Annotated in this window: 12 protein-coding genes; 4 read left to right on the top strand and 8 right to left on the bottom strand. The window is 75.0% G+C overall.

The genetic code is table 11. From position 1 onward, the window contains the following. Positions 1-264 precede the first annotated feature (264 nt). From J0910_RS11000 to J0910_RS10990, 3 genes are all read left to right on the top strand, one after another. Positions 265-1,125, top strand: a complete 861-nt coding sequence (locus tag J0910_RS11000; RefSeq protein WP_420158402.1) for an alpha/beta fold hydrolase — start codon at positions 265-267, stop codon at positions 1,123-1,125. 84 nt (positions 1,126-1,209) lie between these two features. Beyond that, positions 1,210-2,097 carry a hypothetical protein gene (locus J0910_RS10995; protein WP_420158401.1) on the top strand — a complete coding sequence of 296 codons (888 nt, stop codon included), beginning with the start codon at positions 1,210-1,212 and terminating at the stop codon, positions 2,095-2,097. Between the two features lie 105 nt (positions 2,098-2,202). Further along, on the top strand, positions 2,203-2,334 hold the full coding sequence (locus tag J0910_RS10990) for a hypothetical protein (RefSeq protein ID WP_420158400.1): 132 nt from the start codon (positions 2,203-2,205) through the stop codon (positions 2,332-2,334). A 42-nt stretch (positions 2,335-2,376) separates the two neighbouring features. Here J0910_RS10990 and J0910_RS10985 read toward each other — a convergent pair whose 3' ends face one another. The 4 genes from J0910_RS10985 to J0910_RS10970 form a co-directional block, all read right to left on the bottom strand. Continuing rightward, on the bottom strand, positions 2,377-2,865 hold the full coding sequence (locus tag J0910_RS10985) for a GNAT family N-acetyltransferase (RefSeq protein ID WP_420158399.1): 489 nt from the start codon (positions 2,863-2,865) through the stop codon (positions 2,377-2,379). 43 nt (positions 2,866-2,908) lie between these two features. Then, positions 2,909-4,711: a vWA domain-containing protein gene (locus J0910_RS10980; RefSeq protein WP_420158398.1), complete on the bottom strand. Its 1,803-nt coding sequence runs from the start codon at positions 4,709-4,711 to the stop codon at positions 2,909-2,911. Continuing rightward, complete coding sequence (locus J0910_RS10975) at positions 4,708-5,769, bottom strand: ATP-binding protein (protein WP_420158397.1); 1,062 nt, start codon at positions 5,767-5,769, stop codon at positions 4,708-4,710. Before J0910_RS10975 ends, J0910_RS10980 begins: the two co-directional genes overlap by 4 nt. 153 nt (positions 5,770-5,922) lie before the next feature. Continuing rightward, complete coding sequence (locus tag J0910_RS10970) at positions 5,923-7,530, bottom strand: amidohydrolase (RefSeq protein ID WP_420158396.1); 1,608 nt, start codon at positions 7,528-7,530, stop codon at positions 5,923-5,925. A gap of 227 nt (positions 7,531-7,757) precedes the next feature. On the opposite strand from J0910_RS10970, the gene J0910_RS10965 reads away from it, so the two are divergent. After that, a complete protein-coding gene (locus tag J0910_RS10965) occupies positions 7,758-8,402 on the top strand; it encodes a TetR/AcrR family transcriptional regulator (RefSeq protein WP_420158395.1) in 645 nt (214 codons plus the stop codon). Here the strand turns inward: J0910_RS10965 and J0910_RS10960 are convergent. The 4 genes from J0910_RS10960 to thrS form a co-directional block, all read right to left on the bottom strand. Beyond that, a complete protein-coding gene (locus J0910_RS10960) occupies positions 8,386-9,171 on the bottom strand; it encodes a class I SAM-dependent DNA methyltransferase (RefSeq protein ID WP_420158394.1) in 786 nt (261 codons plus the stop codon). The genes J0910_RS10965 and J0910_RS10960 overlap by 17 nt on opposite strands. Before the next feature lie 419 nt (positions 9,172-9,590). Continuing rightward, on the bottom strand, positions 9,591-10,499 hold the full coding sequence (locus J0910_RS10955) for an SDR family oxidoreductase (RefSeq protein ID WP_420158393.1): 909 nt from the start codon (positions 10,497-10,499) through the stop codon (positions 9,591-9,593). A 158-nt stretch (positions 10,500-10,657) separates the two neighbouring features. Continuing rightward, entirely contained in the window at positions 10,658-11,896 is a 1,239-nt protein-coding gene (locus tag J0910_RS10950; protein WP_420158392.1) for a phospholipase D-like domain-containing protein, read from the bottom strand. A 162-nt stretch (positions 11,897-12,058) separates the two neighbouring features. Continuing rightward, entirely contained in the window at positions 12,059-14,029 is a 1,971-nt protein-coding gene (gene thrS / locus J0910_RS10945) for a threonine--tRNA ligase (RefSeq protein ID WP_420158391.1), read from the bottom strand. Positions 14,030-14,163: the final 134 nt, after the last annotated feature.

Here is a 14,163-nt window from a genome sequence, read left to right as displayed (position 1 = left end):
CGCCCCTGCCCGAGCCGCCGCCCTCCCGGCCGGCGCGGAGGCCTGGGGGCGGCGGCCGCGGAGCGCCCGCCATGAGATCGCCGGAGGGGGCTCCACCGGGACGGGCGCCGTTCCGCCTCCGTCCGCGGAGAAGGCGGCGCCCTGCCCGCACCGGCCATCGGAGCCCCCGGCACCGGCGCGGGAAGGGCTCCGGCCGCGGACGCTTCCCGGGCGGCCGGTACCGTTGTCCCGACCGGACCGCGAACGACCCCGGGGAGGACCGAGGTGAGCGCGCCGACGCCGACCCGCCGCCGGAGAAGGGCGGCCGTCCCCGCGCCGGAGGGCCGCGGGGCGGTCGTCTACGACCTCGCCGGATCGGGCACCCCGGTGGTGCTGCTGCACGGCCTGGGGCACCGGCGGCAGACCTGGTACCCGGTGATGCGGGAGCTGGCCGGGGCGCACCGGCTGCTCGCACCGGACCTGCCCGGGTTCGGCGCCTCCGACGCCCCGCCGCCCGGCGCCCGCTACGACGTCGCCTCGCTGGCCGACACGGTGCAGCGGATCTGCTCCGAGCTCGGCTTCGAGCGGCCGCACCTGGCCGGCAACTCGCTGGGCGGGGCGCTCGCGCTGGAGCTGGGCGCGCGCGGGTTCGCCGCCTCGGTCACCGCCTTCTCCCCCGCCGGGTTCGCCCCGGCCGCCACGCACGCCGGGCTGCGGCTGCTGGCCGCGGGCGCCCGCGCGGCCGGCCGGGTCCCCGAGCCGGTCCGGGTGGCCGCCGCGACCAGCCCGCCGGCCCGCGCCATCGCCCGCCGGGTGCTGCGCGGCGACCCGGCCTCCCCCGCCGCCGCGCACCTCGCCTTCGACGCGACCCTGGTCAGCGCGGACTCCCCGTTCGTCCGGCTGGTCCCGCGGATCGCGTCCTACCGGTTCGGCTCCCCGGTCCCCTGCCCGGTGACCATCGCCTGGGGCGACCGCGACCGGCTCCTCCCCCCGTCCGGCGCACCGCGCGCGCTGCGCCGCATCCCGCACGCCCGCCTGGTCACCCTGCTCGGCTGCGGCCACATCCCGATGGCCGACGCCCCGCGCCTGGTCGCCGCCGAGATCGCCCGCACCGCCGCCGCGGCCGAGCGCCTCGCCGCCGGCTGACCCCTCCGCGACCTGGAATTCCAGCAGACGCGGTTTTCCCTGCTTCTCCCCCGGTTGCGGAGACTTCGCCGCTACCGTCCCAGCATGCCCAGCCCTGAGCACGAGCTCCGGACCGAGTTCTTCCGGAACCGGCCGGAACTCGCCCCCTTCCTCCTCGAATCCGTATTCGACCACCCGCTTCCGGAGTACGCCTCCGCGAGAGCCGCCTCGTCCGACTGCAACGACCTCCAGCCGAAGGAGTACCGGGGAGACACCGTGGTCGCCCTCGCGGACGGCTCCGGGGAGAACAGGTTCGGCATCGTGGTGGAGGTCCAGCGCGGCCGGGACGAGCGCAAGAGGTTCAGCTGGCCGGTCTACCTCGCCACGGTGCGGGCCCGGCTGGAATGCCCGGCGCTCCTCCTGGTGATCTGCTGGACCGAGCGGACCGCCCGCTGGGCCCGCTCCCCGATCGACATCGGGCACCCGGAGTGGGTACTGCGCCCCATCGTCCTCGGCCCCGCCGAGATACCGGTGGTCACCTCGGCCGAGGAGGCCCGCGCCGACCCGGAGCTGGCCGCCCTCTCGGCCCTCGCGCACGGCTCCGATCAGGAGAATCAGGAGAAGACGCTCCGCGCCTTCGCCGAGGCGCTGCGTTCCGTGTCCGACGATCGCTTCGCCGTTTACCATGACTACGTGCTCGCCGAGTTCTCGGCGGCGGCCCGGACCCACTGGGAGGCACTGATGGCAGAGAGCGGAAGCGCCCTCAAGACCGAATTCGCCCGCAGGCACCACGGAAGAGGCCGCGCCGAAGGCCGCGCCGAGGGCCTCACCGAAGGCGAGGCGCGCGCCGTCATCGTGGTCCTGGAGGCACGCGGCATCCCCGTCGGCGAACAGGCCCGCAAGCGCATCACCTCCTGCACCGACCGCACGGCCCTGGAGACCTGGATCCGCCGGGCCGCCACCATCGACACCGCGGACGAACTGTTCGACTGAGAGGCGCTGATGGCGGAGAGCGGAAGCACCTTCAGGACCGAATTCGCCCGCAGGCACCACGGAAGAGGCCTCACCGAGGGTGAGGCGCGCGCCATCATCGCGTTCTTGGAGGCACGCGGCATCCCCGTCGGCGAACAGGCCCGCAAGCACATCACCTCCTGCGCCGACCGCAAAATCCTGGAGACCTGGATCCGCCGGGCCCCCACCGTCGACACCGCGGACGAACTGTTCGGGTGATCCGCTCGGATCCGGCCGCCCCGTGCCGGTGGCGCGGGGCGGTCAGAGGTCTTTGCCGTAGGCCAGCAGGGTGAAGCCGGGGACCGGGCTCCAGTCCCGATCCGGCAGGCGGGTGAAGCCGAGGGAGGCGTAGAGGCGCTGCGCCGCCGCCATCGCGGGCTGGGTGGAGAGCACGACCCGGTCGGCGCCGCGGGCGGCGGCGCGCTTCTCCAGCTCGGCCATGAGGGCCCGCGCGACGCCGCGGCCGCGGGCCTCCGGGGAGACCGCCAGGGCGCGGACCTCCGCCTCGTGCGCTCCGCGGGCGACCTCGCTGCCGGGCGTCCAGGGCTCGATCATGACGGTGCCGAGCAGCGCGGGCGCCCCGCCGGGGCCGGCGGCCACCAGGATCTCGCCCTTGCCGCCCGTCCCGAGGCGGCGCAGCACCTCGGCGTAGGGCGGGTGCACGGAGAGCAGGTCCTCGGCCCGGTAGGCGGCGACCCGCAGCTCTCCGACCTCGGCGGCCTCCTCGGGGAGCATGTCGCGAACGATCATGGCCCCATTCGAGCACCCGCCGGTGACGGCCGCCCGGCCGGGGTCAGTGGATCTCGAAGACCGGGCCGGCCGGGCGGAACGGGAGCCGGTCGCCGCGCGGCAGGAGGTAGGCGTGCTCGCGGCGGACCCGCAGGGTGTCGCACCGGCCGTCGGTGATGACCAGCAGCGGCGCCGCGGCCGGGAAGTCGCCGGCGCGGTGCAGCAGGTCGATGCCGGGCTGGAGCACCGTTCCGCCGCGGCCCCGGACCCGTACCCGGTCGGCGATCTCGGCGGGGGCGAGGTAGCCGGCGTCGTAGGGGGCGGCGTCGCAGAAGACCACCCGGGCGGCGGGGACGTCGCGGGCCTCGGCGTAGGAGGCGATGGCGCCCAGGGCCTTGCCGAGCAGCCGGGCGTCCATCGAGCCGGAGGTGTCCAGCACGACCCCGAAGGTGCACCGCTCCACCTCCTCCGGCGGGAAGTGGCGGCCTGCGCGCGGGATGTCCGGGGTGGACGCCTGGCGCCGGGACGGGCGCGCGTAGGAGCGGACCGCCTGCGGGCGGGGCACGAACTCGTCGAACCAGCGGGCCAGCCGGACGTCCCAGGGCGGCGGCGGGTGGGCCAGCGCCCGGATCTCCTCCACCAGGCCGGCCGGGAGCAGCCCGCGCTCCCCGCGGTCGTGCAGCTCCAGGCCGCGGACCAGGCCGCGCCGGTAGAACCCGTCCAGGTCGACGTAGTCCTTGGGCGGCCGGGGCAGGGGCTCGCCGAGGACGTCGCCGGCCCCCTTGCCGCGCAGGGTGGACAGCCGGCGGATCCGGCGCGCGTCCGCGGCGATGCGGTCGTAGACCTCCTCGGCGGAGAGGCCGGCCAGCCGCGGATCGTGCAGCACCCCGTGCGGCATCGCGCCCACCTCCATCTCGCGCAGCCAGCCGTTGATCACGTAGTCGGCGGCGACGTTGAACAGGTAGGGGTCGCGCGGGCCGCACCGGTCCCCGTGGCGGAGCGCGGCGTGCAGCATCTCGTGGGCGAGGATGAACCGCCACTCCTCGTCGGTGTGCGAGGCGAACGGGTTGAGGTAGATCTCGCCGGCGGAGGCGTCCACCGCGGCGATCGCGATGCCGTGCGTCCGGGCCAGGTCCGGGTCGGCGACCGTTTCCATCCCGGCGGCGATGCCGCCGAGCAGCGGGTAGGAGGAGATGAACCACTCCAGCGCCCGCTCCCAGGGGCGCCTCTCCCGGACGCGGCCGTCCGGCCCCAGGGGCCTGCCGCCGGCCTGCTCCATCGCCGCGGACATGGTCCGGGTCAGCCCGTGCGCGAACGCCCGCTGCCAGTCCGGCGGCCGCTGGAAGCCCTGCCAGCGGAGCAGCCGGTGGTCGGGGCCGGACCCGCCGGGGCCGCAGTGGGCGTACTCCTCGGGGACGCCGTCGCGGCGCCACCGCGCGGCGAGGGCCTCCTCGTCGGTTCCGGGGAAGTCCGGGGGGACGTGCGCGGGCGGGGTGCCGGGCCCGCCGAGGGCCGCCTGGAACCGGGCGACCGCGGCGCACCTGGCCGCGGCCAGGGCGGCGTCCGGCTGCTCCGGTTCCCCGGCGGCCGCGGGCGCGTGACCGAAGCCCAGGTGGAGCACGCAGTGCGCGATGGCCCACGCCCACTCGGCCGGCTCGGCCCGCCGGGAGGCGTCGATGTGCACGGTGCCGTTGGAGTCGACCGCGGCCATTCCGCCCGGCGCGACCTCCGTGCACTCCTCCGCGCAGTAGCGCACCTCGATGCCGGCGAGCACCGGGTGGGCCGCGGCCGCGGCGGCCCCCCGCTCGAAGGCCTCCCGGGCCGGGTCGGGCCGCTTGCCCTTTCCGCGCTTCCCGCCCCGGCTCACCGGCGCGCCTCGACCAGCCGGGGCATGTCCCGGGCCGCCTCGACCAGGAACCAGGAGGGCAGCACCGGTTCGCCGTCGGGGCCGTCGGCGATGACCGAGCGCGCCACCTCCACCGAGACCTCGGCGAGCTGGACCAGCAGCGCCTTGGAGCGGTGCACGGTCTGCAGCACCGCCGGGGAGGCGTGCTCCTTGCTCGCGGGGAGCTCCTTGACCAGGCGGCCGCGGAACGCGTCGGCGAGGAAGTAGAGCAGGTCGCGGTCCTCGGGGCGGTGCGGCCAGCGGGCGTCGCCCTTGATGACGGCCTCCAGGCCGTACCGGCTGCGCACCACCTTGGCGTAGCCGCAGAAGGCGGTGGCGTGCGCCGGGGTGAGGGTGCCGTGCGCGATGGCGGCGAGGGTCTCCTCGTCCACGCCGGGGCCGAAGGAGTGCAGCGCGTCGGAGAGCATGTGCCAGGAGCGCGGCGTGGAGAACGGCTCCTCGGTCTTGGGCGGTGCCGACCAGAGGTGGTCGGGCCGGTCGGTGATGTAGTCGGTGACCCAGGGGTGGATGCCGCCGTCGGCGGCCCAGGCGAGCCAGTCGGTGGCCGATGCCTGCAGGTGCACGTGGGTGAGCCGGTTGACCAGCGCGGACGCCATGGGCCGGGCGAGCGCGCCGTCGGTGGCGCGGTTGCCCGCGCCGATCACGATGCTGCCCGCGGGCAGCTCGTAGCCGCCGATGCGGCGGTCCAGGATGAGCGAGTAGAACGCCTTCTGCACGTCCGGGGAGGCGGCGTTGAGCTCGTCCAGGAAGAGGCAGTAGGGCTCGTCCCGGGCGATGGCCTCCGGCGGGCAGAACACCGACCGCCCGTCGCGGATCTGCGGCACCCCGATGAGGTCCTCGGGGGCGAGCTGGGTGCCCAGCAGGCTCACGCACTCCAGGCCCAGCGACTCCGCGAACCGCCGCACCAGCGACGACTTCCCGATCCCGGGGGCGCCCCAGAGGAAGACGGGGCGGACGGTGGCCAGCCCGAGCAGCAGCTCGGGGACACGGGCGGGGGTCACGGCGACGGCTGCCTGCACGCAACGGCTCCTTCGGGGTCGGGAGGACGGGCGCGCAGGGGCGCTTTGTCCGTTTCCCTGCAAGGGTGCCGGAGCGGGGAGAAGAGCGGCAACCCGTTTTCCCCCGCCCCGGCCCCCGGTCCCGCCCGCACCGGGCCGGCGCGCGGTGCGGGGTCAGGCGGCGCGGCGGCCGGCCAGCCAGGTGCCGCGCTCGGCGATCGAGGCGATCTCCATCGGGTCGACCGCGCGCGGGTCGCGGTCCAGCCAGACCAGGTCGGCGTCGGCGCCGGGGCGGAGGGTGCCGCGGCGGTGCTCGGCGCCGGCCTGGTAGGCGGAGCCGGCGGTGTAGGCGGTGAGGGCCTGCTCCGCGGTGAGCCGCTCCTCGGGGATCCAGCCCTCGGCGGGGGCGCCGTCGAAGGTGCGGCGGGTGACGGCCACCTGGATCCCGTCCAGCGGGCGCTCGGTGCTGACCGGCCAGTCGCTGCCGAAGCTCAGCCGGGTGCCGCCGCGGAGCAGGGTCGCCATCGGGTACTGCAGCGCGGCGCGGCCCTCGCCCAGGCGCGGGATGGTCAGGTCCACCTGGAGCGGGTCGAGCTGGGCCCAGTACGGCTCGAAGTTGGCGACCGCCCCGACCCGGGCGAACCGCTCCAGGTCGGCCGGGTCGACGAGCTGGGTGTGCGCGATGACCGGGCGGCGCGGCCGGGGCGGGTTGGTGCGGGCCGTCCGCTCCAGCGCGTCCAGGGCGCTGTGGACGCCGGCGTCGCCGATGGCGTGGATGTGCACCTCGAAGCCGAGCCGGTCGAAGGCGGCCACCGCCTCGGCCAGTGCCGCCCCGGGCCACACCGGCATGCCGCGCGAGTGCGGGCAGTCGGTGTAGGGCTCCAGCAGGGCGGCCGTACCGCCCTCGATCACCCCGTCGGCGAAGAACTTGACGGTGCGCACGGTGAGCAGCCCGGCCGCGGCGGGCTCGGCGCCGACCTCCTCGCGCAGTTCCGGGAAGGCGGAGAGCTGGTCGCGCCACTCGCCGGGGTCGGCGCGCAGGGCCAGGTCGGCCCGGGTGAGCAGGGAGCCGCGCCGGGCGGCCTCCAGGTAGGCGGCGACGGTCGGCGGGTCGGCCCAGGCGTCCTGGTACCAGGTGATGCCCGAGCGCAGGTAGCGCCGCCCGGCGTCGGCGAGGGCGCGCACCCGGTCGCCGGCGGCCTCCTCGGGGACCAGGTCCAGGACCAGGTCGACGGCGCCCCATTCGCGCAGCGTGCCCATGGGCGTGCCGTCGGCGCGGCGGACGATGGTCCCGCCGTCCGGGTCGGGGGTCCCGGCGGTGACGCCGGCCCGGCGCAGCGCCTCGGAGTTGACCCAGACGGTGTGGTAGTCGTAGGCGTGCAGCACGACCGGGCGGTCGGGCACGGCGGCGTCGAGCACCCGGGCGTCGAACTCGCCGCGCGGCGCGATCGCGGGGTCGTAGCTGCCGCCGACGATCCACTCGGCCCCGGGGTTCTCGGCGGCCCAGCGCCCCACCGCGGCCGCCACCGCCTCCGGGTCGGCCAGGTCGCGGACGGGCGGGCCCTGCGCCTCCAGCCCGCCGAAGAGCGGGTGGGCGTGGCCGTCGCCGAAGGCCGGCATGAGCAGGCCGCCGTCCAGGTCGACGACCTCGGCCGCCGCCCCGGTGAGCGCCTCGGCCTCGGCGCCGACGGCGACGATCCGCCCGTGCGCCGCGGCGAGCGCGCCGGCGCCGCCCTCACCGGTCCATACGGTTCCCCCGGTCCAGACCGTCACGTCCCGCACAGCCGCCTCCCGCACCGCGGTGACCGCCGGCGGTCTCCGGCGATCCCGCCATCGACGTTCCCTGAACGGTTGTTCAGAGTACAGAGGTGCGACCCTCCGGACAATGCCCGCGCGGCTTCCCGGAGGAGCCCCGCGGCCTCCCCCCGCCCGGCCCGGTGCGAGAGACTGGCCACCGCCGGCGCGGAGGGCGCGCGGCGCGGACCCGGGAGGGGGCTGAGTCCGAGGCGATGGGCCGGCGCAAGGACCAGGAGCGGCGGCGGCGGGCGCTGATCGACGCGACCATGGCGGTGATCGCCGACGCCGGCCCCTCCGGTGTGACGGCGCGGCAGGTGGCGGCGCGGGCGGGGCTCTCCCCGGCCGCGGTCATCTACTACTTCCCGCAGATGGACGACCTGGTCGCGGCGGTCCGCGGCGACGCGGTGCGGCGGTTCTGCGTCGGCCGGGAGCGGATCGCCGAGGAGTGCGCCGATCCCGCCGAGGCGCTGCCCCTGCTGCTCGCCGCCGGGCTGCCCAGCGGCCCGGACGACCTGCTGGTCAGCGCGATCGCGCAGCTGTTCGGCGCGGCCCGGCGCGAGGAGCGGCACGCCCGGCTGTCCACGGAGTTCTGGCTGCGCCAGGTGGGGATGTACACCCGGCTGATCGAGCGCGGTGCCCGGGCCGGGGTGTTCCGCCCCCTCCTGCCCGCGGGGACCGCCGCCGAGCACCTGGTCGCCCTGGAGGACGCCTACGGGGTGCACATCGTCGGCGGGAACGCGTCGCTGACCCGCGAGCGCGCGCTCTCCCTGCTCCTCTCCTACGCCGAGGGGGTGCTGGGACCGCCCTCCGCTGAGGGCGCGGCGGAGGCCGGCGGGGGCGTCACGGCCCCGCGGTGACCCGGATCTTGGACTGGCCGTGCGGGCGCTTCTCCCAGTCGTCCATGAACCGCGCCTGCAGGCCGTGCTTCTCGGCGAGGGCGATGAGCGTCCCCGTCCGGTAGTAGAAGTCCTCGCGCAGCACGTGGTGCTCGGCGCCCTCGGTCCGGTCGAAGGTGAAGTCGAAGAAGCCGCCGGGCGCCAGGATCCGCCCCACATGCGCCAGGCACTCGTCGATGACCTCGATGGGCGAGTGCGAGAAGACGCTGTGCGCGTGCACCACGTCGAACCGGCCGTCCGGCAGGAAGTCGAAGGTGAGGTCCTGGGTGATGGTCAGGTGCGGCAGCTTGTCCTGCAGGCCGCGCTCGGCCAGCACCTTCTTGGCCGCGATCAGGATGTCCGGGGAGATGTCGATGCCGTAGTAGTTGCCCTCGTCCAGGTAGTCGATGAACCGCCAGCCCGCCCGCAGGTTGCCGCAGCCGATGTCGAGCATCCTCCGGTCCGGTTTGAGCCCGTGCTCGACCAGGTAGTCGAACTGCATCTTGCCGAGCGCGAGCCACCGCGCCTCGTTCCGGCTGCCGACCGCCGACTTGGGGTCCCGCGCCGCGTCGGAGGCCATCACCGCCCGGTAGTAGGAGACGTGGTCCCGGTGGAGCAGGCGGAACTTCAGGTCCCGTGCGGAGCGCTGCACGTAGGGCAGGATCCTCCCCGGGTTGCGCAGCGCGTAGCGCACCTTGTGCGGCAGCGAGGAGCGGTTCGCGTTCAACGAGGCGGTCGTCTTCTTCGGCATCGCTCGGTTCTTCCGTTTCGGGATCGTTCCGCCGGGACCGGGGTGCGAGCCCGGCGATCGAAGGCGCAATGGCATCACGCGCCGGTGACGCGAGGGTACTTCTTCCGGACGGGAGGTGAGGAATCCGGCGACGGGAAGGTGTACGCGTGTCCCGGCCCTCCGGCGCCGGCGGCGCATCGCCTCCTGCCGCGGCCGCTCCGGCCCCGCACCGCCCCGGGGCCGCCGGCCGCCGCGCCGAGCAGCGGCGGCGACCGGTGCCGGGGGACCGGTCCCGCCGGGGACGGTGCTCCCCGGGCGGGGGCGGTCCGCGCCCGGGTCCGGCGGCCGCGGGGCGCCCGGCCGGTTCCGGCCGTACCGCCGCACCGGGAGCGGCGGCCCCGGGAAGAGCGGGCGGCGGGGCCCGGCGCCCGGAGGCGGGATCAGGCCCCGTAGGCCGGCTCCGGCTCCGGGGCGCCGCGGAGCAGCCCGCGCACGGCGGCGCCGACGTCGGCCGGGTCCCAGCGGGCGCCCCGGTCCGCGACCGGGCCGTGCCGGAAGCCGTCCATCAGGCAGATCCGGCCGCCCTCGGCCTCGAAGACCCTGCCGGTGACCCCGGCGCACTCCGCCGACCCCAGCCAGACCACCAGGGGCGAGACGTTGGCCGGGTCCATCGCGTCGAACGCGGCGCCGCCGGGGCGGGCCATCTCCGCCGCGAACGCCCCCTCGGTCATCCGGGTGCGCGCCGCCGGGGCGATCGCGTTCACCGCCACCCCGTACCGGCCCAGCTCGGCCGCGGCGACCAGGGTGAGGCCGATGATCCCCGCCTTGGCCGCGGAGTAGTTGGCCTGGCCCACGCTGCCCAGCAGCCCCGCCCCCGAGGAGGTGTTGACCACCCGCGCGACCGGCGGCCGGCCCGCCTTCGCCTCCGCCCGCCAGTGCGCGCCGGCCTGCCTCAGCACCAGGAAGTGCCCCTTGAGGTGCACCCGCAGCACCGCGTCCCACTCCTCCTCGGAGAGGTTGACCAGCATCCGGTCGCGCAGGAACCCGGCGTTGTTCACCAGGGTGTCCAGCCGGCCGAAGGCCCGCAGCGCGGTGTCCACCGCCTCGGCCGCACCGGCGGCGGTGGCGATGTCGCCGGTGGCGGTGGCCGCCTCGCCGCCGGCCGCGCGGATCTCCGCCGCGACCTCCTCGGCCGGGGCCGCGGAACCGCCGGCGCCGTCCAGCTCCACCCCGACGTCGTTGACCACGACCCGGGCGCCCTGCCGGGCGAACTCCAGGGCGTGGGCCCGGCCCAGCCCCCGGCCGGCGCCGGTCACCAGCGCCACCCGGCCTTCGCAGATCCCGCCCATTCCGCCTCCCGGTCCGCCCGCGCGCTCCGGGGCCCGGTGTGCGGCCGGTCCCGTCCCGCACCGGCCGCACACCGGACCCGCCCGGTATCCCCTTTTTCTAACAAACGCTTGGGCGGAACGTAAGGGCCCGGGGCCGCTCCGGCCGCGCGGCCGGCGGCTCAGAACAGCGGCCGGAGCGGCCCGATGACGCGCTCGGTGAGCTTGGCCAGCAGCGGCCTGCCGCGCCACTCCGCCTCGGTCAGCGGCACCGCGTTGGTGCTGTCGTTGGCGAAGACCTCCTCCAGGTGGGCGGCCACGCCGTCGTCGTAGATCTCGACGTTGATCTCGTAGTTCCCGGTGAGGCTGAGCCGGTCCACGTTGGCGGTGCCCACCGTGGACCAGCGGCCGTCGATGGTGGCGGTCTTGGCGTGCACCATCGCGCCGCGGAACCGCCACAGGGTGACCCCGCCGCGCAGCAGCGCGCCGTACAGCCCGCGCGACATCCAGTCCGCGACGATGTGGTTGGACTCGGCCGGCACCAGCACCCGCACGTCCACCCCGCGCTGGGCGGCGGCCACCAGCGCCTCGACGATCTCCCGGTCCGGGATGAAGTAGGCCTGGGTGATGTAGATGTGCTCCCGGGCCCGGTCGATCGCGTCCAGGTACATCCCGCGGATCGGGTAGACGAGCAGGTCAGGCATGTTGCGCTGGGCCTTGATCGCGGGCGTCCACTGCGCTTCGCCGATCGCGGTGAGCCGGGGCTGGCCCGCCCGGCGGTGCCGGTTCCAGAACTCGCAGAAGGCGTTCTCCAGCTCCCACACGGCCGGCCCGGAGATGCCCAGGTGGGTGTCGCGCCACTCGGTGGCGTAGGCCTTGCCGACGTTGTAGCCGCCGACGAAGCCGGCCTCGCCGTCCACGGTGAGGATCTTGCGGTGGTCCCGGCCGATCTTGCGGACGTCCAGCAGCAGCACACCGGGGTGCACCACCGGGAAGCGCAGCACGCTCACCGAGGGCGGGAAGCGGAAGAAGGAGCGCGGCACCACCAGGTTGGCGAAGCCGTCGTAGACGACGTGGACCTCCACGCCGCGCTCGGCGGCGGCGATCAGCTCGCGCTTGAACTCCCGCCCGGTCTGGTCGCCCTTGACGATGTAGGACTCGAACAGGATGCGCCGGCGCGCCCCCCTGATCGCGTCCAGCATGTCGGAGAAGAGGTCCTCGCCGTAGGTGTAGGTGGTGACGAGGTTCTCGCCGACCGGCAGCTCCTTGGGCGCGGTCCGCGGGAAGCGGGCGCGCTTGGGGCGGACCCGCTTGCGCCACAGGTCGATGCCGATCAGGCCGATGATCGCGGCCGCCTGAGCGGTGAAGAGGCCGATGATCAGGCGCTTGACGGCGGTGATGATGGTCGTTCTTCGAAGCATTCCGTCGTCTCCGGTCCGCGGACCGCCCGACCCGTGCCGGACGGCCCCCCACGCTACCCTCCGCGCGCCCCCGGCGCCGTACGGTGCGACACGGCGGCGCCCCCGCCGCGGGGCGGAGGGGGCGCGGGCGGGGCCGGCTCCGGGCCGGAGCCGGGTGCGGGGCTACTTCCGCTCGCGGACCGCCTCGGCGATCTCGCGCACGGCCTCGTCGATCGGGACGCCGTTGTTCTGCGACCCGTCGCGGTACCGGAAGGAGACGGCGCCCTTGCTCACGTCGTCGTCCCCGGCCAGCAGCATGAACGGGACCTTCTGCTTCTGGGCGTTGCGGATCTTCTTCTGCATCCGGTCGTCGCCGGCGTCCACCTCGACCCGGATGCCCTCGGCGCGCAGCCGCCGCGCGACCCCGTCCAGGTGCGGGACGTGCTCGGCGGCGATCGGGATGCCCACCGCCTGCACCGGGGCCAGCCACGCCGGGAACGCGCCCGCGTAGTGCTCCAGCAGCACCGCGAAGAACCGCTCGATCGAGCCGAACAGCGCGCGGTGGATCATCACCGGGCGCTGCCGGGTGCCGTCCGCGGCGGTGTACTCCAGGTCGAAGCGCTCCGGCAGGTTGAAGTCGACCTGGATGGTGGACATCTGCCAGGTCCGGCCGATCGCGTCCCGGGCCTGCACCGAGATCTTCGGCCCGTAGAACGCCGCGCCGCCCGGGTCCATGACCAGTTCCAGGCCCTGCTTCCCGGCCGCCTGGCGCAGCGTCTCGGTGGCCTCGGCCCACACCTCGTCGGAGCCGATGGACTTCTCCGGGTCCTTGGTGGACAGCTCCAGGTAGAAGTCGTTCAGGCCGTAGTCGCGGAGCAGGTCCAGCACGAAGGTGAGCAGCGAGTCCAGCTCATCGGCCATCTGCTCCTTGGTGCAGTAGATGTGCGCGTCGTCCTGGGTGAAGCCGCGGGCCCGGGTCAGGCCGTGCACCACGCCCGACTTCTCGTACCGGTACACGGTGCCGAACTCGAACATGCGCAGCGGCAGCTCCCGGTAGGACCGGCCGCGCGCGCCGAAGACCAGGTTGTGCATCGGGCAGTTCATCGGCTTGAGGTAGTAGTCGATGCCGCCGTCCAGCTGCATGGGCGGGTACATGCCGTCCGCGTACCAGTCGAGGTGGCCCGACTTCTCGAACAGCTTCCCCTTGGTGGCGTGCGGGGTGTAGACGAACTCGTACCCCGCCTCCTCGTGCCGCTTGCGCGAGTACTCCTCCATCTCCCGCCGGACGACGCCGCCCTTGGGGTGGAAGACCGCCAGCCCGGAGCCGATCTCGTCCGGGATGGAGAACAGGTCCAGCTCAGCGCCGAGCCTGCGGTGGTCGCGCTTCTCCGCCTCCTCCAGGAAGGCCAGGTACTCCTTGAGCGCGTCCTTGGTCTCCCAGGCGGTGCCGTAGATCCGCTGCAGCTGCGGGTTGGTCTCCTTGCCGCGCCAGTAGGCCGCGGCGGTGCGCATCAGCTTGAACGCCGGGACGGCCTTGGTGGTGGGCAGGTGCGGCCCGCGGCAGAGGTCCTTCCAGCAGAGCTCGCCGGTGCGCGGGTGGATGTTGTCGTAGACGGTCAGGCCGCCGGCGCCGACCTCGACCGAGGCGCCCTCGGCGTCGGAGGCGCCGCCCTTCAGCCCGATCAGCTCCAGCTTGTAGGGCTCGGTGGCCAGCTCGGCGCGGGCGTCCTCGTCGGAGACGTCGCGGCGCTGGAAGCGCTGCCCCTGCTTGACGATCTCCTGCATCTTCTTCTCGATGGCCTTGAGATCGGCGGGGGTGAACGGCTCGGCGACGTCGAAGTCGTAGTAGAAGCCGTTCTCCACCGGCGGGCCGATGCCCAGCTTGGCCTCGGGGAACAGCTCCTGGACCGCCTGGGCCAGGATGTGCGCGGTGGAGTGGCGCAGGATGGCGCGGCCGTCCTCGGAGCCGACCTCGACCGGCTCCACGACGTCGCCGTCGGCCAGCTCCCGGTAGAGGTCGCGGAGCTCTCCGCCGACCCTCGCGGCGACGACCGTGCGGCCGTCGGCCTCCAGCGCCTGGCCCGCCGTAGTGCCGGCCGCCACCGCACGCTCGGTTCCTGCGACGGTGATGTGCAGCTCAGGCTGGGCGGACACGGTGACTCCTCAAATCTTCTCCGGGATCGTCCGGAGGACACCGCCCTGCGGGCGTCCGCACTCCGGCGGACCGCGCGGCGGACGGGCCTCCCTGCACCGATGCTATCGGGTGAGCGGGTCTCCCGGACCGCCTC

Source organism: Nocardiopsis oceanisediminis, from assembly GCF_048595525.1.
In the GTDB taxonomy this organism is placed as follows: Bacteria; Actinomycetota; Actinomycetes; order Streptosporangiales; family Streptosporangiaceae; genus Nocardiopsis_A; species Nocardiopsis_A oceanisediminis.
This window is presented reverse-complemented; position numbering and strand designations above follow the sequence as displayed.

Excerpts from the sequence above, each read along its gene's own strand:
- J0910_RS10960 (WP_420158394.1), bottom strand. The coding sequence starts at position 9,171 with ATGCCGAAGAAGACGACCGCCTCGTTGAACGCGAACCGCTCCTCGCTG.
- J0910_RS10995 (WP_420158401.1), top strand. The coding sequence starts at position 1,210 with ATGCCCAGCCCTGAGCACGAGCTCCGGACCGAGTTCTTCCGGAACCGG.
- J0910_RS10965 (WP_420158395.1), top strand. The coding sequence starts at position 7,758 with ATGGGCCGGCGCAAGGACCAGGAGCGGCGGCGGCGGGCGCTGATCGAC.
- J0910_RS10955 (WP_420158393.1), bottom strand. The coding sequence starts at position 10,499 with ATGGGCGGGATCTGCGAAGGCCGGGTGGCGCTGGTGACCGGCGCCGGC.
- J0910_RS10985 (WP_420158399.1), bottom strand. The coding sequence starts at position 2,865 with ATGATCGTTCGCGACATGCTCCCCGAGGAGGCCGCCGAGGTCGGAGAG.
- J0910_RS10950 (WP_420158392.1), bottom strand. The coding sequence starts at position 11,896 with ATGCTTCGAAGAACGACCATCATCACCGCCGTCAAGCGCCTGATCATC.